This window comes from Mycolicibacterium flavescens, assembly GCF_001722335.1.
GTDB lineage: Bacteria > Actinomycetota > Actinomycetes > Mycobacteriales > Mycobacteriaceae > Mycobacterium > Mycobacterium flavescens.
Genome location: NZ_MIHA01000015.1, coordinates 67,576 through 87,164, shown reverse-complemented (window position 1 = coordinate 87,164; position 19,589 = coordinate 67,576). Strand labels below are relative to the sequence as shown.

The 19,589-nt window shown below is 70.5% G+C and carries 21 protein-coding genes; 15 read left to right on the top strand and 6 right to left on the bottom strand.

What is annotated here, in order from left to right:
• The first annotated feature begins 4 nt into the window (after nt 1-4).
• Genes nth through marP form a run of 4 tightly spaced genes read left to right on the top strand, consistent with a single transcriptional unit; the run spans nt 5 to nt 3,422 of the window.
• Nucleotides 5-787, top strand: coding sequence for an endonuclease III (gene nth, locus BHQ18_RS19650; RefSeq protein WP_069415328.1), 783 nt, complete (start codon nt 5-7; stop codon nt 785-787).
• A gap of 9 nt (nt 788-796) precedes the next feature.
• The gene (locus BHQ18_RS19645) at nt 797-1,459 is read left to right on the top strand and encodes a TlpA family protein disulfide reductase (RefSeq protein WP_069415327.1); all 663 of its coding nucleotides are present in this window, start codon (nt 797-799) and stop codon (nt 1,457-1,459) included.
• Nucleotides 1,456-2,238, top strand: a complete 783-nt coding sequence (locus BHQ18_RS19640; protein WP_069415326.1) for an NUDIX hydrolase — start codon at nt 1,456-1,458, stop codon at nt 2,236-2,238. Before BHQ18_RS19645 ends, BHQ18_RS19640 begins: the two co-directional genes overlap by 4 nt.
• Nucleotides 2,235-3,422: an acid resistance serine protease MarP gene (marP, locus tag BHQ18_RS19635; RefSeq protein WP_069415325.1), complete on the top strand. Its 1,188-nt coding sequence runs from the start codon at nt 2,235-2,237 to the stop codon at nt 3,420-3,422. Before BHQ18_RS19640 ends, marP begins: the two co-directional genes overlap by 4 nt.
• Here the strand turns inward: marP and BHQ18_RS19630 are convergent.
• Entirely contained in the window at nt 3,419-4,363 is a 945-nt protein-coding gene (locus BHQ18_RS19630) for an alpha/beta fold hydrolase (RefSeq protein WP_069415324.1), read from the bottom strand. The two genes, marP and BHQ18_RS19630, sit on opposite strands and share 4 nt — an antisense overlap.
• The gene (locus BHQ18_RS19625) at nt 4,364-4,870 is read right to left on the bottom strand and encodes a phage holin family protein (RefSeq protein WP_069415323.1); all 507 of its coding nucleotides are present in this window, start codon (nt 4,868-4,870) and stop codon (nt 4,364-4,366) included.
• Between the two features lie 148 nt (nt 4,871-5,018).
• Here BHQ18_RS19625 and BHQ18_RS19620 point away from each other — a divergent pair, with 148 nt between their 5' ends.
• Nucleotides 5,019-5,732, top strand: coding sequence for a S1 family peptidase (locus BHQ18_RS19620; protein WP_069415322.1), 714 nt, complete (start codon nt 5,019-5,021; stop codon nt 5,730-5,732).
• A gap of 5 nt (nt 5,733-5,737) precedes the next feature.
• Here the strand turns inward: BHQ18_RS19620 and acs are convergent, their stop codons facing one another.
• Nucleotides 5,738-7,696 (bottom strand): acetate--CoA ligase, encoded by a 1,959-nt coding sequence (gene acs / locus BHQ18_RS19615; protein ID WP_069415321.1) that lies wholly within the window; start codon nt 7,694-7,696, stop codon nt 5,738-5,740.
• Nucleotides 7,697-7,783: 87 nt separating this feature from the next.
• Between acs and BHQ18_RS19610 the strand changes: the two genes are divergently transcribed.
• The gene (locus BHQ18_RS19610; RefSeq protein WP_069415320.1) at nt 7,784-8,575 is read left to right on the top strand and encodes a Fic family protein; all 792 of its coding nucleotides are present in this window, start codon (nt 7,784-7,786) and stop codon (nt 8,573-8,575) included.
• 416 nt (nt 8,576-8,991) lie between these two features.
• Here the strand turns inward: BHQ18_RS19610 and BHQ18_RS19605 are convergent, their stop codons facing one another.
• Nucleotides 8,992-9,801 carry an HAD-IB family hydrolase gene (locus BHQ18_RS19605; protein WP_069415385.1) on the bottom strand — a complete coding sequence of 270 codons (810 nt, stop codon included), beginning with the start codon at nt 9,799-9,801 and terminating at the stop codon, nt 8,992-8,994.
• A gap of 461 nt (nt 9,802-10,262) precedes the next feature.
• Between BHQ18_RS19605 and ssd the strand changes: the two genes are divergently transcribed.
• From ssd to BHQ18_RS19570, 7 genes are all read left to right on the top strand, one after another.
• Nucleotides 10,263-11,354: a septum site-determining protein Ssd gene (ssd, locus tag BHQ18_RS19600; protein ID WP_372516630.1), complete on the top strand. Its 1,092-nt coding sequence runs from the start codon at nt 10,263-10,265 to the stop codon at nt 11,352-11,354.
• Nucleotides 11,351-12,505: a TadA family conjugal transfer-associated ATPase gene (locus BHQ18_RS19595; RefSeq protein WP_069415318.1), complete on the top strand. Its 1,155-nt coding sequence runs from the start codon at nt 11,351-11,353 to the stop codon at nt 12,503-12,505. The genes ssd and BHQ18_RS19595 overlap by 4 nt, the downstream gene beginning before the upstream one ends.
• Nucleotides 12,502-13,281, top strand: coding sequence for a type II secretion system F family protein (locus BHQ18_RS19590; protein ID WP_069415317.1), 780 nt, complete (start codon nt 12,502-12,504; stop codon nt 13,279-13,281). Before BHQ18_RS19595 ends, BHQ18_RS19590 begins: the two co-directional genes overlap by 4 nt.
• Complete coding sequence (locus tag BHQ18_RS19585) at nt 13,278-13,847, top strand: type II secretion system F family protein (protein ID WP_069415316.1); 570 nt, start codon at nt 13,278-13,280, stop codon at nt 13,845-13,847. Before BHQ18_RS19590 ends, BHQ18_RS19585 begins: the two co-directional genes overlap by 4 nt.
• Nucleotides 13,848-13,908: 61 nt before the next feature.
• Complete coding sequence (locus BHQ18_RS19580) at nt 13,909-14,070, top strand: DUF4244 domain-containing protein (protein WP_109789345.1); 162 nt, start codon at nt 13,909-13,911, stop codon at nt 14,068-14,070.
• Nucleotides 14,071-14,105: 35 nt separating this feature from the next.
• The gene (locus tag BHQ18_RS19575; RefSeq protein WP_069415314.1) at nt 14,106-14,387 is read left to right on the top strand and encodes a TadE family type IV pilus minor pilin; all 282 of its coding nucleotides are present in this window, start codon (nt 14,106-14,108) and stop codon (nt 14,385-14,387) included.
• A 16-nt stretch (nt 14,388-14,403) separates the two neighbouring features.
• Entirely contained in the window at nt 14,404-14,727 is a 324-nt protein-coding gene (locus BHQ18_RS19570; protein WP_069415313.1) for an Rv3654c family TadE-like protein, read from the top strand.
• Here BHQ18_RS19570 and BHQ18_RS19565 read toward each other — a convergent pair.
• Both BHQ18_RS19565 and BHQ18_RS19560 read right to left on the bottom strand, forming a co-directional pair.
• A complete protein-coding gene (locus BHQ18_RS19565; RefSeq protein ID WP_069415312.1) occupies nt 14,711-15,718 on the bottom strand; it encodes a PAS domain-containing protein in 1,008 nt (335 codons plus the stop codon). The two genes, BHQ18_RS19570 and BHQ18_RS19565, sit on opposite strands and share 17 nt — an antisense overlap.
• Before the next feature lie 300 nt (nt 15,719-16,018).
• Complete coding sequence (locus BHQ18_RS19560) at nt 16,019-18,352, bottom strand: DNA 3'-5' helicase SftH (protein ID WP_069415311.1); 2,334 nt, start codon at nt 18,350-18,352, stop codon at nt 16,019-16,021.
• Nucleotides 18,353-18,628: 276 nt separating this feature from the next.
• Between BHQ18_RS19560 and BHQ18_RS19555 the strand changes: the two genes are divergently transcribed.
• Nucleotides 18,629-18,832, top strand: coding sequence for a cold-shock protein (locus BHQ18_RS19555; RefSeq protein WP_006243848.1), 204 nt, complete (start codon nt 18,629-18,631; stop codon nt 18,830-18,832).
• 127 nt (nt 18,833-18,959) lie between these two features.
• Nucleotides 18,960-19,538, top strand: a complete 579-nt coding sequence (locus tag BHQ18_RS19550) for a hypothetical protein (protein WP_069415310.1) — start codon at nt 18,960-18,962, stop codon at nt 19,536-19,538.
• The last annotated feature ends 51 nt before the right edge of the window (nt 19,539-19,589 follow it).

Sequence of the window (19,589 nt, the reverse complement as noted above, 5' to 3'; positions counted from 1 at the left end):
CTGTGTGACCGCGGGCGAGACGTCGGCAAAAAAGCCGCGCACGGTGAAACGTGCCAAGAACCGGGACGGGGAGACCCGTATCGGCCTGGTCCGCCGCGCGCGCCGGATGAATCGCACGCTCGCGCAGGCGTTTCCGCATGTGTACTGCGAACTGGACTTCACCAACCCGTTGGAGTTGACCGTCGCCACCATCCTGTCGGCCCAGAGCACCGACAAGCGGGTCAACCTCACCACCCCGGCGTTGTTCAAGAAGTACCGCACCGCGCTGGACTACGCGCAGGCCGACCGCACCGAACTCGAGGAGCTGATCCGGCCCACCGGGTTCTACCGCAACAAGGCCAACTCGCTGATCCGGCTGGGTCAGGAGCTCGTCGAACGGTTCGACGGCCAGGTGCCCGCGACGATGGACGAGCTGGTCACGCTGCCCGGCGTCGGCCGCAAGACCGCCAACGTCATCCTCGGCAACGCCTTCGACATCCCGGGCATCACGGTCGACACCCACTTCGGCCGGTTGGTGCGCCGCTGGGGCTGGACCAAGGAGGAGGACCCCGTCAAGGTCGAGTTCGCGGTCGCCGAGCTGATCGAACGAAGCGAGTGGACCGACCTCAGCCATCGGGTGATCTTCCACGGCCGCCGCGTCTGTCACGCCCGCAAGCCGGCGTGCGGGGTGTGTGTGCTGGCCGCCGACTGCCCGTCGTTCGGCCTCGGCCCCACCGATCCGCTGCAGGCCGCGCCGCTGGTGAAGGGGCCGGAGACCGAGCACCTGCTGGCGCTGGCCGGCCTCTAACCCACCCTCGTGCGCACTTCGACCCGCTGGACCGTGGTGGTGCTCGTCGTCGTGGTGGCGCTCGGGTGGGCGCTGTGGGACCAGTTGGATCAGCGCGGCGCCGACACCCCGGCGGGACGGCCCGGTTCGGCCCAGCCGGGCGAGTCGCGCGACCGGCGCGACGCCGACACCCCCGAAGCGCTGGCGGGTCCGCGGGCCGCCGCCGACCTGCCGCCGTGCCCGGCGTCCGGCGCCGGCGCCGGACCCGAAGCGCTGCGCGGCATCACGCTGGAATGCGTGTCCGACGGCGCGCCGGTCGACGTCGCCAGGGCCGTCGCCGGGCGCGCGGTGGTGCTCAACCTGTGGGCCTACTGGTGCGCGCCGTGCGCCGAGGAACTGCCCGCGCTGGCCGAATATCAGCGGCGCATGGGGTCCGCGGTGACGGTGCTGACGGTCCACCAGGACGAGAATGAGACCGCGGCGCTGCTGCGGTTGGCCGAGCTCGGGGTGAAGTTGCCGACGCTGCAGGACGGCAGGCGCCGGATCGCCGCGGCGCTGCGGGTACCCAACGTCATGCCTGCCACCGTCGTGTTGCGCGCGGACGGTAGCGTGGCCGACGTCCTGCCGCGCGCGTTCACCAGCGCCGACGAGATCGCCGCCGTGGTGAACCCACAGATAGGAGCCCCCGGGTGAGTTGGGTCAGCGAGGGCAGCGGCCTGGATCCCGGCGCCGCGCCGTCCTGGCTCAAACCGCTGCTGGACAACGCCTCCGACGTCAAGCAGGCGTATCGGCGGCGGGTGCCGCCCGAGGTGTTCGCCATGGTCACCGCCGAACGCGACAAGCTCGGCGCCCCGCCGGCCGGACGTGAGGCCGCGGTGCTGGTGCTGTTCTCCGGGCCGCCGGACTCGCCGACCGGCGGGCCTCCCGAGGACGCCGACCTGCTGGTCACCGTCCGCGCCTCGACGCTGCGCCACCACGCCGGTCAGGCCGCGTTCCCCGGCGGCGCCGTGGACCCGGGTGATGACAGCCCGGTGCAGACCGCGCTGCGTGAAGCCAACGAGGAGACCGGTGTCGACACCATGCGGCTGAGCCCGCTGGCCACGCTGGAGCGACTGTTCATCCCGCCGTCCGGGTTCCACGTGGTGCCGGTGCTGGCGTACTCCCCGGATCCCGGTCCGGTCGCGGTCGTCGACGAGGCCGAGACCGCGATCGTGGCCCGGGTGCCGTTGCGCGCGTTCATCAACCCGGAGAACCGGATCATGGTGTATCGCAGCGCCAACACCCGCCGGTTCGCCGGCCCGGCGTTCCTGCTCAACGAGATGCTGGTGTGGGGATTCACCGGCCAGGTGATCTCGGCGATGCTCGACGTGGCCGGGTGGGCGCAACCGTGGAACACCGACGACGTGCGCGAACTGGACGACGCAATGGCGCTCGTCGGCGGCCAAGACGGTTACGGTGTTGCACAACCATGACATCGTCTCAGTGGGTCGACCTGATCGTCCTCGGCATCGCGTTCGTCGCCGGCATCTCGGGGTGGCGCTCGGGCGCGCTGGGTTCGATGCTGTCGTTCCTCGGGGTGGTGCTGGGCGCGGTCGCCGGTGTGCTGCTGGCGCCGCATCTTGTCGCCAACATCGACGGCCCCCGCACCAAGCTGTTCGTCACGCTGTTTCTGATTCTGGCGCTGGTGGTGGTCGGTGAGATCGCCGGTGTGGTGCTGGGCCGCGCGGTGCGCAGCGCGATCCGCAACCGCACGCTGCGCTCGGTCGACTCACTGATCGGCGTCGCCATCCAGATCGTCGCGGTGCTGGTCGCCGCGTGGATGCTGACCTACCCGCTGCAGACGTCCGACCAGCCCAACCTCGCTGCGGCCGTGCGCGGTTCGAAAGTGCTCAAGGAGGTCGACGGCGTCGCACCGGACTGGTTGCGGTCCGTGCCGACCCGGCTGTCGGCGCTGCTGGACACCTCGGGTCTGCCCGACGTGCTGCAGCCGTTCGGGCGCACCCCGATCGTCGCTGTCGACGCCCCGGACGCCGCGCTGGCCGCCGACCCCGTCGTCGCCGCCACCCGACCCAGCGTCGTCAAGATCCGCGGGGTGGCGCCCGGCTGCCAGAAGGTGCTCGAGGGCACCGGGTTCGTCGCGGCACCCAACCGCGTCATGTCCAACGCGCACGTGGTCGCCGGCTCGGAGAGCGTCACCGTCGAGGTCGACGGCCAGAGCTACGACGCGGTCGTCGTGTCCTACGACCCGCAGGCCGACATCTCGATCCTCGACGTCCCCAATTTGCCGTCGGCGCCGCTGCAGTTCGCCGAAACCCCGGCGACCACCGGCACCGACGCCGTCGTGATGGGCTACCCCGGCGGCGGCAACTTCGTCGCCACACCGGCCCGCGTCCGCGAGATCATCGAGCTCAGCGGGCCCGACATCTACCGCACCACCACGGTCGAGCGGGAGGTGTACACGATCAGAGGCAGTGTGCGCCAAGGTAACTCGGGTGGTCCGATGATCGACCGGGAAGGCCGGGTACTCGGCGTGGTGTTCGGCGCGGCCGTCGACGACGCCGACACCGGTTTCGTGCTGACCACCAACGAGGTGTCGCAGCAACTCACCAAGCTCGGTGACACCCAGCCGGTGCCGACCGGCGCCTGCATCACCTAGCCGTAGACCTGCCCGACGAAACGGTTCAGCTGCTCGGTGACCGCCTCCGGCGCCTCTTCGTGAGCGAAATGACCGGCGCCGGAGATGGATACGTACCGGCCGCGCGGGGCGTAGTGCTGAGTGCGGTACACCGGGTCGGCGAGCACATACGGGTCATGCTCGCCGCGCATGTGCAGCACCGGCACGCCGATCGGCCGCTTCATCAACCGCATGAAGCGTCGCCCCTCACCGCGCAGCTGACTGCGCACCGCCCAGCGCTGATACTCCAACGCCGAATGCGCGGCGCCGGGAATCTGGATCGCCGTGCGCAGATGCTCGACGGTTCGTGAGAAGTCCTCGGTACCAACCCATTCCGCGCCCGCCCGGCTGCGCACCAGGCGTTCGAGTTCCTCGGCGTTGCGTCGGGTCAGCACCCGCTCGGGCCACCGCGGCACCTGGTAGCGCAGCATCGACGGCAGCAGCGCGCGCCCCTGATCGCGCCGCCGCAGCGCCGAGGCCCGCAGCGCCACCGGATGCGGTGAGCTGACCACCGCGATCGCCTCCACCGCGCGCGGATGCAGCACCGCGGTCGCCCAGCACACCAACCCGCCGTCGGCGTGCCCGACCAGCGTTGCGCTCTTGTGCCCGAGCGCGCGGACCAGGCCCGCGGTGTCGCCGGCCAGGGTCCAGCCGTCATAGCCGCGCGGCGGTTTGTCGCTGCCCCCGTAGCCGCGCAGGTCGACAGCGACGACCCGGGCGCCGGTCAGCCCGCGCAACTGGTGGCGCCACGACCACCAGAACGAACCGAACCCGTGCAGCAGAATGACCAGCGGCCGCTCGGGGGAGGGCCGCGCGCCGTCTGACTCCGCTTCGACGACGTGGAAGCGAATTCCGTTGGCGTGCACCTCCCGATGCCGCCAAGGTCCGTCGATGCGGACGACCGACGGAGCCGGTGGGGGCATCTACCAGCCCGACGGATCGGCCGTCGACGCGGGCTTGTTGTCCGTGGCGGCCTGCTTGTCCCTGTCGTGGCCGGGCGTCAACGCCTCGGGCAGTTCCCGCACCGACTCGATCGTCTTCTGCGGTCCGCGGATGCGGCGCACCTTGAGATAGCCCAGGAACGCGAACACCAGCGTGACCACCACCATCAGCCCGAACACGATCAGGTAGGCGGCCCATTTGACCAGCCACAGGTCGAGCAGTTCGCCGAGGAAGAAGAAGAAAAAGAACGTCGAGTAGAACAGCACGACCAGCGCCAGGATGAAGAAGACGCTGCCGGTGAGACCCTTCTTGACGTCGCGGGTGATCTCGGCCTTGGCCAGTTCCACCTCGGCACGCACCAGCGTGGACACCTGCGCGGTCGCGTCCTTGACCAGGTCACCGATCGACGGGTCGGCCTTCGGGGCGTGCGGATCGACCAGCGGTATCGATGTCACGGTGCTCGGCACGCCATTCCTGCGATCGCTCACGGACGGTTCCTCCCGCGTAGGCCGGATTGTCTGTCTCGGTCGCGGTTCATGTTGCCATGTGGCGGGCACTGAAACGATGCCGGCCGACGATAGACTGATCGGGTTCATCGCAGGGCAGGTCGGGGCGCGTCGATAGGGGATTGTTCACGTGAGGTCCACCGGCCACCGGCTCGGCCTGCTGGCCGCCACGATCGGCACCGCTGTCTTCGCCGCGCTCACCGTCGGGTCGCCCGTCGCCCACGCCCAGGACCCGGTCACCCTCGGCGGCGGGTCCGGGTTGATCGTCAACGGCGAGACGATGTGCACGCTGACCGCGATCGGCAACGACAACCGCGGCGAACTCGTCGGCTTCACCTCGGCGCACTGCGGCGGCCCCGGCGCTTCGGTGGCCGCCGAAGACGCACCGGCCGCCGGGGTGGTGGGCACGATGGTGGCCGGCAACGACGCGCTGGACTATGCGGTCATCCAGTTCGACCCGCAGAAGGTGCGCCCCACCAACAACGTCAACGGTTTTCAGATCGACGGGCTCGGCCCCGACCCCGTCGTCGGCGATGTGGCCTGCAAGCTCGGCCGCACCACCGGCTACTCGTGCGGCGTGACGTGGGGACCCGGTCAGGAGCCCGGCACGATCGTCAACCAGGTGTGCGGGCAGCCCGGCGACTCGGGGGCGCCGGTCACGGTGAACAACCGCCTGGTCGGCATGATCCACGGGGCGTTCTCCGAAGTTCTGCCGACGTGCGTCGTCAAGTTCATCCCGCTGCACACGCCCGCGGTGACGATGTCGTTCAACACCCAGCTCGCCGACATCACGGCCAAGAACCGACCGGGAACGGGTTTCGTCCCGGTCGGCTCCGCCGCCTGAGCGCGCTACTTGGCGGCGCTGATCGCCTCGAACACGCTCGGGTCCACCAGCGTCGACGTGTCACCGAGTTCGCGGCCCTCGGCGACGTCACGCAGCAGCCGCCGCATGATCTTGCCGCTGCGGGTCTTCGGCAACTCGGGCACTACGTGAATCTCCCTGGGGCGGGCGATCTTTCCGATCTCCTTGGCCACCTGCTCGCGAAGCTCGGCCACCATGTCCTCGCCGCTGTCCTTGGCGTGCGACTCCAGGATCACGAATGCGCAGATGCCCTGGCCGGTGGTGTCGTCGGCGGCGCCGACGACCGCGGCTTCGGCGACACCGGAATGGCCGACCAGCGCCGACTCCACCTCGGTGGTCGAGATGCGGTGCCCTGACACGTTCATCACGTCGTCGATGCGCCCGAGCAGCCAGATCGAACCGTCGGAGTCGACGCGGGCGCCGTCACCGGCGAAGTACCAGCCCTGCTTCTCATACCGCGACCAGTAGGTCTCCTTGAACCGTTCCGGATCGCCCCAGATGCCGCGCAGCATCGCCGGCCACGGCTGATCGAGCACCAGATAGCCGGTGACGTGTTCGGCCTCGTCGGCGCCGGGCACCAGTTCGGCGCCCTCCTCGTCGACGATCTTGGCCGAGATGCCGGGCAGCGTCTGCATCGCCGACCCCGGTTTGGCCTCGGTGACACCGGGCAGCGGCGAGATCATGATCGCCCCGGTCTCGGTCTGCCACCAGGTGTCGACCACCGGAGTCCGGTTGCCGCCGAACGCATCCCGGTACCAGCGCCACGCCTCCGGGTTGATCGGCTCACCGACCGACCCGAGCAGACGCAGGCTGGACAGGTCGTGGGCGTCGGGAATTTCGCGGCCCCACTTCATGAACATCCGGATCAGCGTGGGGGCGGTGTAATAGACGGTCACACCGTACTTTTCGATGACCTCGAAGTGCCGGTGCTCGTTCGGCGAGTTCGGGGTGCCCTCGTACACCACCTGCGTGCAGCCGTTCGAGAGCGGGCCGTACACGATGTAGGTGTGGCCGGTCACCCAGCCGATGTCGGCGGTGCACCAGTACACGTCGGTCTCGGGTTTGATGTCGAACACGTAGTAGTGCGTGTACGAGGCCTGGGTCAGGAACCCGCCCGAGGTGTGCACGATGCCCTTGGGCTTACCGGTGGTGCCGGAGGTGTACAGCAGGAACAGCGGGTGCTCGGAGTCGAACGCCTCCGGCGTGTGCTCGGCCGAGGCGTTGTCGACGGTCTCGTGCCACCACAGGTCGCGGCCCTCGGTCCACGCGGTGTCGATTCCCGTGCGGCGCACCACCAGAACGTGTTCGACGGAGTCCTGGCCCTCGCAGGCCTCGTCGACCGACTCCTTGAGCGAGACCGCCTGGCCGCGGCGGTACTGCCCGTCGCTGGTGATCACCAGCTTGGCGTTGGCGTCCTCGATGCGGGCCTTGAGCGCCGACGCGGAGAAGCCGGCGAACACCACCGAATGCAGCACGCCCAGGCGCGCGCACGCCAGCATCGCCACGATCGCCTCGGGGATCATCGGCATGTAGATCGCCGCCCGGTCACCCGCGCTCAGGCCCAGGTCGGTCAGCGCGTTGGCGGCCTTGGACACCTCGGCGAGCAGGTCGCTGTAGGTGAGTTCGCGGCTGTCGCCGGGCTCGCCCTCCCAGCGGATCGCCACCCGGTCACCGTTTCCGGCCTCCACATGGCGGTCCACGCAGTTGTAGGCGACGTTGAGTTTGCCGCCGACAAACCACTTGGCGAACGGCGCCTCCGACCAGTCGAGCACCTCGTCGAACGGGGTCTCCCACGCCAGCCGGTTGGCCTGTTCGGCCCAGAATGCCAAACGGTCCTTCTCGGCCTGTTTGTACAGATCCTCGGTGGCGTTCGCCTGCTTGGCGAACTCCTCGGAAGGTGGATAGACGGACGGACCGTGGGTGTGCTTCGCCGATGTCTCTGCCATATATGTGAGGGTAGTCACCGAGCGCGGCAACCACACTGGCAAGTCACACCGGACTCCGTGTGCGGTCAGATTGCCGCGCCGAACGTCATGGCTGGCGGGTCCAACGGTCGGCTAGCGTGTGCTGCCGTGACCGGTGCCTTCGCCAACGACCCGCTCGCGCCGCTGGCGCAGCTACCCGGCGTGGCCGACGCCGCCGAGGAGGCCCGCGAAGCCCTGGGCCGCGCCCACCGGCACCGGGCCAACCTTCGGGGCTGGCCGGCGAACGCGGCCGAGTCGGCGCTGCGGGCGGCCAGGGCGTCGTCGGTGCTCGACGGCGGCGCGCTGCAGCTGTCCGAGGACGGCACCCCGGACCCGGTCCTGGCCGGGGCGCTGCGGGTGTCCGAGGCGGTCGAGGGTGGCGAGACGGCCCTGGTCGGTGTGTGGCGGCGGGCGCCGCTGCAGGCGCTGGCGCGGTTGCACGCGTTGGCGGCCGCCGACCTCGCCGACGACGACCAACTCGGCCGCCCACGTCTCGACCCGGAGATGAGCGCCCGGCTGACACTGCTGGGCGACATCGTCACCGGCAGGACCTCGGTGCCCGCGCCGGTGCTGGCCGCCGTCGTGCACGGCGAACTGCTCACGCTCGCCCCGTTCGGCACCGCCGACGGGATCGTGGCCCGCGCGGCCGCGCGGCTGGTCACCATGAGCAGCGGTCTGGACCCGCACGGGCTCGGCGTGCCGGAGGTCTACTGGATGCGGCAGTCCGGTGACTACCGCAGCGCGGCCCGCGGGTTCGCGTCGGGCACCCCGGACGGGCTGACGGCGTGGATCCTGCTGAGTTGCCGGGCACTGCACGCCGGTGCGCGCGAGGCGCTGGCGATTGCGCAGGATGCCTCGTAACGCGAAGCGGGCGACGCTCCGAATTCGCATTCGGCTCGTCGCCCGCTAGCACGGAGACCCGGTTACCAAGCGTGCTCCGGTGGGTTGCGTGGGTGGCCTCGGCGTCTTGACGATGCGCTTCGACTGCAACCCCACCCAAGGGGCCGCGTGGGATGTGTTCTCGACGAACTGACTCCCGCCGTCCGCTTTTCGTAAATACGCAGGCCCGCAACACTTTTGCCTATTTCGCGGCATGTGCTCCGCGTGGGTGCCGGGATCCGTGCTAGGGAGCTGGGATCGGGAGTCCGAGCCTTCTCTTCCGACTCGGCCTTGGCCTCTCCTAGCTTCCGTGCCTCCTTTGTACCCCGTGACGACGGTCACATCAAGGCCCAAACCGTGCCGGTTCCGGATTGTTACGGTGAATCGCGAAAGGTGGGCTAGAAAGCGAAGCGCCGCAACAGCGAATAGGTCAGTGCGCCGGCCGCCAGGGCGCTCACGCCGACCGCCGCGGTGGTTGCCACGGCCGCCCCCGACGGCGCCGGGATCCGGTCCCGCAGAGACACCGGTCGGGAGAAGTTCAGCACCGGCCAACCGCGGAGCGCGGCCTCTTTGCGCAAGGCTCGGTCGGGGTTTACCACCGCGGGGTGACCGACCGTCTCGAGCATCGGGATGTCGGTGATCGAGTCGGAGTAGGCGTAACAGTGTTCGAGCGCGTAACCCTCACGGGAAGCCAGCTCCCGGACCGCTGCCGCCTTGTTCTCGCCGTAGCAGTAGAACGCGATCTCGCCGGTGTACCTGCCGTCCTCGACGACCATCCGGGTGGCCATCGCGTGGGTGGCGCCCAGCGCCCGGGCGATCGGCGCGACGATCTCCTCACCGGATGCGGACACCACGACCACGTCACGCCCGCAGAGTTTGTGATCGGCGATCAGTTCGGCGGCTTCGGCGAAGACCAACGGGTTGACGATCTCGTGCAGGGTCTCGCCGACGATCGACTTCACCTGTTCGACGTCCCACCCGGTGCACATGGTGGTGACGTAGGAGCGCATCCGGTCCATTTGATCGTGATCGGCGCCCGACATCAGGAACAGGAATTGCGCGTAGGTGGACTTGAGGACCGACCGCCGATTCATTAGCCCTTGATCGAAGAAGGGTTTGCTGAAAGCCAATGTGCTGGATTTGGCGATCACTGTTTTATCTAGATCGAAGAACGCCGCGGTGCGGGTCGGGTTGTCGGCCGCGGGAATCGTTTGCGGCGTTTCCTGACGGTCGGCCGTCGGCTCGGATCCGGTCACAGCGTCAGCATAGGAGTAGGCGCGTGACAATTCGCGGGAGTGTGTACAAAATGGCAGGTTATGACACGTGTCGCAAACCGCAACGTTTGGGCCACCGTGGTCATTTCGTAAGCAACGAGCACTTGCGCCGGGGCCGACCGCCGTGTGTATAGTGAGCGTTACCCGGCTTATGCCGGGGGTGCATCAGCCCGACCCCCCGGGGCTGATACACGACGACCTCCGCCTCCTCCCCCCCTGGCGGGGGTCGTCCCTTTTCCGGACCTTTCGCAAACCGGATAAGTCCGAATTCGTCGCAATAGTTGCGGAACGCTGTTCTCAGCCTCCCGCGGCCCCCGGATTCATCCCCAAGCCCGTGTTCATGCACAGATCCGCGATGCGCCCTGGTGTTTCCCGGCCGCTGTTCGCACGCTGGAATCGTGACTTCGTTTCCCGGACTTCTCTGCCTGATCGGTGACCCGACGCTGTGTGAAGAGGTCGACCGGGTGGGCGCGGCCGCGGGGATCACCGCGGTGCACACCGGTGAACCGTCCAACCGCCGCGTGTGGAGTTCCGCGGTCGCGGTGGTGTGCGACGTGGCCGCCGCGCAGCACTGCGCGACCCGCGCGCTGCCCCGCCGGCCCCACGTGGTCCTGGTCGCGGACCGCGAACCCGACGCCGCGCACTGGCAGGCCGCGATCGCGGTCGGCGCCCAACGGGTCGTCACGCTGCCGGCCCAGGACGGCGTGCTGATGGCCGAGCTCGCCGACGCCGCCGAGGCACTGCGCGACGTCGCCGACCGTGGCGCGGTGGTGTCGGTGATGGCCGGCCGCGGAGGCGCCGGTGCGACGATCTTCGCCGCCGCGCTGGCCCGGGTGGCCGGTCGACAGAACCCCGACGCGCTGCTGATCGACGCCGACCCGTGGAGCGGTGGCATCGATCTGGTGCTCGGCGCCGAGTCCGAGTCCGGGCTGCGCTGGCCGGAACTGCAACTGGGCCGCGGGCGGGTCGACTACGCCGCACTGCGCGATGCGCTCCCGCACGCGCAGGGGGTCGGCGTGCTGTCGGCAGGCCGCGGCGGTGCCGGGCGCGGGGGTGAGGTGGCCGCCGATCCGCTCGCCGCCGTCATCGACGCCGGCAGCCGAGGCGGCGCGACCGTGGTGTGCGATGTACCGCGGCGGCCGGTGGCGACCGTCGAAACAGCCGTGGCTGCAGCCGATCTCACGGTCCTGATGACCACCGCCGACGTGCGCTCGGCCGCGGCGTCGGCGTCGGTCGCGGCCTGGATCACGGCGATCAACCCCAACTGCGGGGTGGTGGTCCGCGGCCCCGCGCCGGGCGGGCTGGGGTCGTCCGAGATCGCCGACATCGTGGGACTGCCCCTGCTCGCGGCCATGCGCCCGCAGCCGGGTGTCGCGAAGCATCTGGAACAGGGCGGACTGCGGATCCGGCGGTGGTCGCCACTGGCGGACGCCGCGGGCAAGGTGCTCTCCGTGCTGCGGCGGCACCCCGCGGAGGAGGCCGCATGAGCGCCTCGCTGATCGACCGCGTCCGCGAACGGCTCGCCGCCGAGTCCGCGCCGCTACGGCCCACCGTGGTGGCCGCCGCGATCCGCGCCGAATCCGGCGGACTGCTCGGTGACAGCGACGTGCTGACCGGTCTGCGGCGCCTGGAGACCGAACTGACCGGCGCGGGTGTGCTCGAACCGCTGCTGTGCGCCGAGGGCACCACCGACGTGCTCGTCACCGCGCCCGACTCCGTGTGGGTCGACGACGGCGGCGGTCTGCGCCGCAGCGAGATCCGGTTCACCGACGAGGACGCCGTGCGCCGGCTCGCGCAGCGCCTGGCGCTGGCCGCGGGGCGCCGCCTCGACGAGGCGCAGCCCTGGGTGGACGGACAGCTCACCGGGCTCGGCCCCTTCAGCGTGCGACTGCACGCCGTGCTGCCGCCGATCGCCGCGGCCGGAACGTGTCTGTCGTTGCGGGTGCTGCGCCCGGCCACCCAGGACCTGGACTCGCTGATCCGCGCGGGCGCGATCGAACCCGAGGCGGCCGAACTGATCGGCGACATCGTCGCGGCCCGGCTGGCGTTGCTGATCACGGGCGGTACCGGCGCGGGCAAGACGACGATGCTGGCCGCGATCCTGGGTGCCGTGCGCCCCGACGAGCGCATCGTCTGCGTCGAGGACGCGCCGGAACTGGCGCCCACCCACCCGCATCTGGTCAACCTCGTCGCGCGCGGCGCCAACGTCGAGGGTGCGGGCGCGGTCACCGTGCGCGACCTGGTCCGGCAGGCCCTGCGGATGCGCCCGGACCGATTGATCGTCGGCGAGGTCCGCGGCGCCGAGGTGGTCGACCTGCTGACCGCGCTGAACACCGGCCACGACGGCGGCGCCGGCACCGTGCACGCCAACAGCCCCGCCGAGGTGCCGGCGCGCCTGGAAGCCCTCGCCGCGCTCGGCGGGCTGCCGCGCGCGGCGCTGCACAGCCAACTGGCCGCCGCGGTCCAGGTGGTCCTGCACGTCGGGCGGGACACGTCGGGCGCTCGGCGGCTGCGCGAGATCGCAGTGCTGACAGCGTCTTCGGACGGAATGGTGCGGGCGGTCACGGCGTGGCACGTCGAGGGCGGATTCGCCGACGGCGCGAAACGATTGGCCGAGCTCGTCCGGAGCCGACGATGACGGCCGCGGCGCTCGTTCTGGCGCTGGCACTGCTGGTCGCGCCGGGATCGCCGCGTCACCGCCTCGCCGCCGGCCGCGCCCGAGGGCCGGTCCGAATCCCGGTGACGGCGCCGCTGATCGCCGGTGTGCTGTTTCTCGCCGCCGTCGGGCCGATCGGGCTGGCGCTCGCGGCCGCCGTCGTCGCGTTGACCGTCGACACCCGAAGACGGCGCCGCCGACGGGACCGTGCCGCCGCGAAGGAGGCGGCGACCCTGCAGTCGGCGCTGGACGTGCTGACCGGCGAGTTGCGGATCGGCGCGCACCCGGTGGTCGCGTTCACCTCCGCCGCAGGCGAGGTCGACGGTGCGGTCGCGGCTTCGCTGCGGACGGTGTCGGCGCGGGCGCGGATGGGTGCCGATGTGGCCGCCGGTCTGCACGCCGTCGCGCGCCGCTCGGCGATGCCGGCCCACTGGGAACGGCTCGCGGGCTGCTGGTCCTTGGCCGCATCCCACGGTTTGGCGATCGCGACCCTGATGCGCACAGCGCAACGCGACATCGTTGCCCGGGAACGGTTTTCGAGCCAGGTGTCGGCAGCCATGGCCGGTGCGCGGACCACCGCGGCGGTCCTGGCGGGCCTGCCGCTACTCGGAATCGGCCTCGGGCAACTCGTGGGCGCCGATCCGTTGCGCTTCCTGCTCGCCGACGGTGGGGGGCAGTGGCTACTCGTGGTGGGCGCGACGCTGTCCTGCGTGGGCCTGGTGTGGTCGGACCGCATCATCGGCGAGGCCGCCGCATGAGCGTCGCGGCGCTTCTGTTGGCGTGTGCGCTGCTCGTCGGTGCTCCGCCGGTGCGGCGGCGGCTCTCGACGGGGCGGCCGGCGGCGCCGCCGCCGAGGAAAGCGGCGGACCCGGATGACCCGATGGCGTTCGCGTCGAGCCTCGACGTGCTGGCCGCCTGCCTGCACTCCGGGATGGCGGTGCCGACCGCGGCGGCCGCGACAGTTCCGACGGCGCCGCCCGCACTGGCCGCGGTGCTGGCGCGGGCGGCCGACCTGCTCGCGCTGGGCGCCGATCCGCAGACCGCCTGGTCGAATCCCGCCGAGCCCGACCGGCACGTCGACGCGTTGCTGCGCCTCGCGCGGCGCTCGGCGGCCTCGGGAACCGCGCTGGCGCAGGGGATCACCGAGCTAGCGGAGCGGTACCGCGACGAGGCGGCCGACGCGGCGCGCGCGGCCGGGGAACGCGCCTCGGTGTTGATCGCCGGCCCGCTGGGGCTGTGCTACCTGCCCGCCTTCGTGTGCCTGGGCGTCGTACCGGTGGTCGCCGGTCTGGCGGGTGACGTGTTGAGTTCCGGGATCGTATAACCAGTGAGGGGGAGAAGTGAGTATTGCCAACAGCTTTCGGGCGATTCAGGCGCGGTTGACCATGGTGATGGTCGAGGACGACGGCATGTCCACGGTGGAATATGCCATCGGGACGATCGCGGCCGCCGCGTTCGGCGCGATCCTGTACACGGTCGTCACCGGCGACTCGATCGTCAGCGCGCTGACCAACATCATCAGCCGCGCGCTGAACACCAACGTCTAGCCGGTGACCGTGGCGCGGCCACCGTCGAGGCGGCGTTGGCGGTCGCGGCTCTGGTCGCGGTGCTGGTGCTGTGTGCGGCCGGGCTCACCGCGCTGTCGACGCAGATCCGCTGCGTCGACGCCGCCCGGGAGGCGGCCCGGCTGGCGGCCCGCGGAGACGACGGCACCGCGGTGGCGCGCACGCTGGCACCCGACGGCGCCGCGGTGCAACTTGCCCGCGACGGCGGCTACGTCGTCGCCACCGTCACCGCACGCTCCGCGCTGCTGCCGGGGCTCACCATCGCGGCGCGCGCCGTCGCCGCGGTCGAACCTGGCTGACGACGGTGCGGCCACCGTGCTCGCCGCGGTGATGATCGCGGTGCTGCTGAGCCTCACGGCCGCAGCCGGCTACCTCGGGGCGGCGGTGATCGCGCGGCACCGGGCCCAGGCGGCCGCCGATCTGGGCGCGCTGGCGGCCGCGGCGCGGGCTGACGGCCGCGCCGCCGCGTGCGCCGAGGCGTCGGCGGTGACGCAGTCGATGGGCGCACGCCTGCGCAGCTGCCGGCTGGCCGAACTCGATGTCGTTGTCGCCGTTGAGGTCAGCGTCACCCTCGGCCGTTTCGGCGTCGGGCCCGCCGGCGCAACCGCACGGGCGGGACCGGTCAGCGCGGATCGGTGAGGTCGTCACCGGTCGCGCGTCGCAGCGTCGCCAGGCCGGCGAACACACCGTCGCCGATCTCCACCCGGTTGACGGTCACGTGCACGGGAGCCCAGCCGTCGGCCGCGCTCATGCGCAGCACCACGGACGCGGTGCCGGACTCGAAAGCCGTTGCCATGCGGACGAGTTCGCCGCGATCGTCGGGGTGAATGACACGGTCGCCGGCCATGCTGGTGCGCCAGTCGAAGAACGCCGGCGGCTCGTCGAGCCATTTGAGCAGCGTCCAACTCGACAGGTCCACCAGCGCGCGGTGCACACCCGGCTGCGCGAGACCCTCGAGAATCCGCTGCGCGAGGTGATCCGGCGGCGCGGTCGCCGGGTCCGGCTCGCTGCGCCAGTTCATCGCCCGGCACAGCAGCCGATGCGACCCGTCGTCCTGCGCCTCGCGCACCACGCGGATCACGAAACCGACCGTGACCGGTTCGCCGTTGTGGTCCACGACGTTCCACGTGCTGCTGAACGCCCGACCGGGTTCGCGGGTGATCGCCATGCCCAGCACCGTGGCTTCGCTGGGGTTCAGATCCCGCCGCGGCAGGTCGTCGGCGAAGGTCCGGTACGGCGCGACCTCGCTGTCCGGCGCCCAGCCGCTGTTGAGCAACGACTCCGGCGTACCGGTGGCGACGCCATGGTCGAGGTCCCACAGCAGCGCACCCGGCGCCGGCCGCTCGGTCGGTTCCATGTCCGGCGGGCCGATCCACAGATGGACCCCGTGAATCGGGCCGTCGGTCATCGCGACGACCTCGGTGCGGATCACGCGGTCGTTCTTCGGGGTGATGCTGCTCAGTCCCTGCCGGGCGCGCACCGTCTCGCCGATCGCGGTCTGAATCGCCATCAGGTGCGGACTGCGCCTCAACAGCCCGCTGATCGGGACCAGGTTGACGGTGTGCCGCCCCTGGGCGACCACCACGGGCTCGTCGCCCAGCGTTTCCACGAGCAGCCAGTCGTGGACCATGGGTGCATTCTATCGACGCGGCCCGCGCGCTCCGGTGGGCAACGAATTGCGTAGAACGTCGTCGCGACCGCCGTTTTGAACGCCGTCAGATGACGGACGCGGAGGTTGCAAGCGGTTTGTCTGCGAGGTATTTTGCCTCTACACCCGGCTCTCGCCGGGCTGGAACGGATCGAGTCGTCCGGACCGTTCCCGCTTTATGAGTCTGCGCTCGGCGCCGAGTTTGCGCCCCAAGCTGCGGAACACGTGGGGGGCGACCGTTCGAGGGGTCGGTCGCCCCTCGCGTTTCAGCGCCCGTCGCCCTCAAAGTGACCGCCCAGCAATCTCGTTGAGCACCAACCGCAAAACCCGGACCGCCCCCGCCTTGTCCAACGGATCGTTGCCGTTTCCGCATTTGGGCGACTGCACGCACGACGGGCAGCCCGCGGGGCACTCGCACGCCTCGATCGCATCCGCGGTTGCTGTCCACCAGGTCGTCAATTTGCGGTAGCCGCGATCGGCGAAACCCGCGCCGCCCGGGTAGCCGTCGTAGACGAAGATCGTCGGCAACCCCTGCACCGGACCGACGGCCGTCGACACCCCGCCGATGTCGCCGCGGTCGCAGCTGGCGACCAACGGCAACAGCCCGATCGCGGCGTGTTCTGCGGCATGTAGCGCGCCGGGCAGGTGAAGCAAATCGAGTCCGTTGTGCTGCAACGTCTCCGGGGTGATCGTGCACATCACCGCGGTGGTGTCCAGGGTGCGGGTGGGCATGTCGAGTTCGACGAAGTCGATCACCTCGCCGCTCAACTGCCTGCGCAGGTAACCGATCACTGTGTTGGTCACCGAAACCGGCACCAGTCCGACGGTCACCGGGCCGAACGTCTTCCGTTCCCCCTCGCCGGTGACCGCGATGTCGGTCAGTTCGCGCGCGGTGGTCGTGTACCCGGGGTCGGCGGCGTGCACGAACGCGACGCCGTCCTCGAAATCCAGCGAATCCACCAGGTAGCTCTCGCCCTGGTGCAGGTACACCGCGCCCGGATGCACCGAGGCCGGTGCCTGCCCCGCCCCGGTGCTGCCGAGCATTCGCCCGGTGCCGGCCTCCAGGATCGCGATCTGTCCGCCCATCGAGCCGCGGATGTCCACCGCCGGATGGGGATCGATGCCCGGCGCGGGGAAGTAGCCGCCCGCGCGCCGGCGCAGCAGGCCGTCGTCGACGAGCGCGTCGGCCACCGATTCGGCGTCCCACATCCGGACCTCGACGTCGGTCAGCGGCAGTTCGGCGGCCGCGCACAGCAGTTGCGGGCCGAGCACGTACGGGTTCGTCGGGTCGATGACGACGCGTTCGATCGGCCGGTCGAGCAGGGCGGCCGGGTGGTGCACCAGGTAGGTGTCCAGCGGATCGTCGCGCGCGATCAGCACGATCAGCGCGCTCTGACCGCGGCGGCCCGACCGGCCGGCCTGCTGCCAGAACGAGGTGACGGTGCCCGGGAATCCGGCGAGCACGACGGCGTCGAGACCCGCGATGTCGACACCGAGTTCCAGCGCGTTCGTCGTCGCCAGCCCGCGCAGCTCCCCGTCGGTCAGCGCGCGTTCGAGCACGCGCCGGTCTTCGGCGAGATACCCCGCCCGGTAGGACGCCACCCGGTCGGCGAGGTCTGGGGCGATCTCCTCCAGCCGGGCCCGCGCACCCAGCGCGGTCAGTTCCGCACCGCGCCGGGACCGCACGAAGGTCAGCATCCGCGCTCCCTCGGCGACGAGGTCGGCCATCACGCTGGCCGCCTCCGCGCCCGCCGAACGCCGCACCGGCGCGCCGTTCTCGCCGACCAGATCGTCGAGCAGCGGCGGTTCCCACAGTGCCACCGTGCGGGCGCCCTGCGGGGAACCGTCCTCGAAGACCTCAACGACCGTCTGCCCGATCAACTCTGAGGCGGTCTGGCCCGGCGCGGCGGTGGTGGCGCTGGCGAAGATCACCGTCGGCATCGACGCATCCGGCGAGTATCGCACACACAGCCGCAGCAGGCGGCGCAGCACCATCGCCACGTTGGAGCCGAAAATGCCGCGGTAGTAATGGCATTCGTCGATCACGACGTAACGCAGGTTGCGCAGGAACATCGCCCAGCGGGCGTGGTTGCGCAGCAGCGACAGATGGATCATGTCGGGATTGGAGAAGATCCAGCGCGACCGTTCGCGCGCGAAACGGCGGACGTCGGTGGGGCTGTCGCCGTCGTAGGAGCACGGCGCGACATCGGGCAGCGGCACGGCTTCGGTGAGCGCCACCGCATTCCGGAGTTGATCGTGGCCGAGCGCCTTGGTCGGCGACAGGTAGAGCACCCGCGCCCGCCGATCGGCCTTCAGCGTCGTCAATATCGGCAGCTGATAGGCCAGCGATTTGCCCGACGCGGTGCCGGTGCTGACCACGACGTGGCGGCCGTCGTGGGCGAGGTCGGCGGCCGCGACCTGATGCGACCACGGTGCCTCGATACCGCGATCAAGGAACGCCCGCACCACATCTGGGTCAGCCCACCGCGGCCAGTCACGCACCCGGCCCGGCCGCGGCGGCAGATCCGCGACGTGCCGCAACGGATCCGGCCCATCGGCCCCGCCGCCGGTGCCGTCGACCGCGCACGCGAGCAGCTCGCGGCCGAAATCAGCCATCGATAATCCCTTCCGAAAGCACTTCTGCGGTGAATTGTTCCCCACTTGTTTGCGCCAGACTGTCGCGGCAGCTCCGAACGTGATTGACTTAGCGCGGTCGCAGCTTCTGTGTTCGTGTACTCGCACTCGCAGGATCGATGTTGCGATCGCGGTTCCTGCGAGGGTTGTAGGTCGGGTCAGTTCCGAACACTCCACGAAGGAGAGCGGTCGGAACCGGCCCGGTGTACCGAACACGGTGGACCGCACCCGGTGAATAAGAGAAGGAAACAACAGGAAATGCCACAGGGAACTGTGAAGTGGTTCAACGCGGAGAAGGGCTTCGGCTTCATCGCCCCGGAGGACGGCTCCGCTGACGTATTTGTCCACTACACGGAGATCCAGGGAAGCGGCTTCCGCACCCTGGAGGAGAACCAGAAGGTCGAGTTCGAGGTTGGCCAGAGCCCCAAGGGGCCTCAGGCCACGGGTGTCCGGGCCGTCTAGCTAGACCCCCAAGCTGAGGTAACACCCCGCGCGCGTCCAGACCCGGTCGCCGCGGGGTGTTTCGCTATTCGGGCCTGTCCCGGCCCGCCGCCGCCGAAGATCCCGGCCACTGGCTTACTGTCGGTCTGTGAGTCAGCTGTCGTTCTTCTCGGCAGAGTCGGTGCCGCCCGCGGTCGCCGACCTCACAGGGCTGCTCGCCGCCCCCGGGCAAGTGGTGCTGGTGGGTTCGGGCGCCCGGTTGTCGGTGGTGGTCGAGGACCTGTGGCGGGCCGAGGCGCTGGCCGAGATGATCTTCGACGCCGGCCTGGATCCCGAGATTGCGCGCACCGACGAGAACACCCCGCTGGTGCGCACCGCGGTCGACGACCGGTTGGTCCGCATCGCCGGGGCGTGGACCCGCGGCGCGGTCAAGACCGTGCCGCCGCAGTGGTTGCCCGGCCCGCGCGAGTTGCGCGCCTGGACGTTGGCGGCGGGCGCCCCGGAGGCGGACCGCTACCTGCTCGGCCTGGATCCGCACGCACCGGACACGCACGCGGCGCTGGCGTCGGCGATGATGCGGGTCGGGATCGCCCCGACATTGATCGGCACTCGCGGGTCGCGGCCCGCGCTGCGAATCAGCGGGCGACGACGGCTGTCGCGCCTGGTAGAGAACGTGGGGGAACCTCCGGCGGGCGCGGCGGCGTTCGCTGCGTGGCCGCACGTCTGACGGGCGTAAACAGGGGGGTCAGTTTGCGTCGGCCCGCGCGGGGTGCCAAAT

What these genes read in the sequence shown, in the direction of transcription:
- acs (WP_069415321.1), bottom strand. Translation starts at nt 7,696, where the DNA reads ATGGCAGAGACATCGGCGAAGCACACCCACGGTCCGTCCGTCTATCCA.
- BHQ18_RS19565 (WP_069415312.1), bottom strand. Translation starts at nt 15,718, where the DNA reads ATGGTCCACGACTGGCTGCTCGTGGAAACGCTGGGCGACGAGCCCGTG.
- BHQ18_RS19585 (WP_069415316.1), top strand. Translation starts at nt 13,278, where the DNA reads ATGAGCGTCGCGGCGCTTCTGTTGGCGTGTGCGCTGCTCGTCGGTGCT.
- BHQ18_RS19580 (WP_109789345.1), top strand. Translation starts at nt 13,909, where the DNA reads ATGGTGATGGTCGAGGACGACGGCATGTCCACGGTGGAATATGCCATC.
- BHQ18_RS19555 (WP_006243848.1), top strand. Translation starts at nt 18,629, where the DNA reads ATGCCACAGGGAACTGTGAAGTGGTTCAACGCGGAGAAGGGCTTCGGC.
- BHQ18_RS19595 (WP_069415318.1), top strand. Translation starts at nt 11,351, where the DNA reads ATGAGCGCCTCGCTGATCGACCGCGTCCGCGAACGGCTCGCCGCCGAG.
- BHQ18_RS19630 (WP_069415324.1), bottom strand. Translation starts at nt 4,363, where the DNA reads ATGCCCCCACCGGCTCCGTCGGTCGTCCGCATCGACGGACCTTGGCGG.
- marP (WP_069415325.1), top strand. Translation starts at nt 2,235, where the DNA reads ATGACATCGTCTCAGTGGGTCGACCTGATCGTCCTCGGCATCGCGTTC.
- BHQ18_RS19590 (WP_069415317.1), top strand. Translation starts at nt 12,502, where the DNA reads ATGACGGCCGCGGCGCTCGTTCTGGCGCTGGCACTGCTGGTCGCGCCG.
- BHQ18_RS19610 (WP_069415320.1), top strand. Translation starts at nt 7,784, where the DNA reads ATGGCTGGCGGGTCCAACGGTCGGCTAGCGTGTGCTGCCGTGACCGGT.
- BHQ18_RS19560 (WP_069415311.1), bottom strand. Translation starts at nt 18,352, where the DNA reads ATGGCTGATTTCGGCCGCGAGCTGCTCGCGTGCGCGGTCGACGGCACC.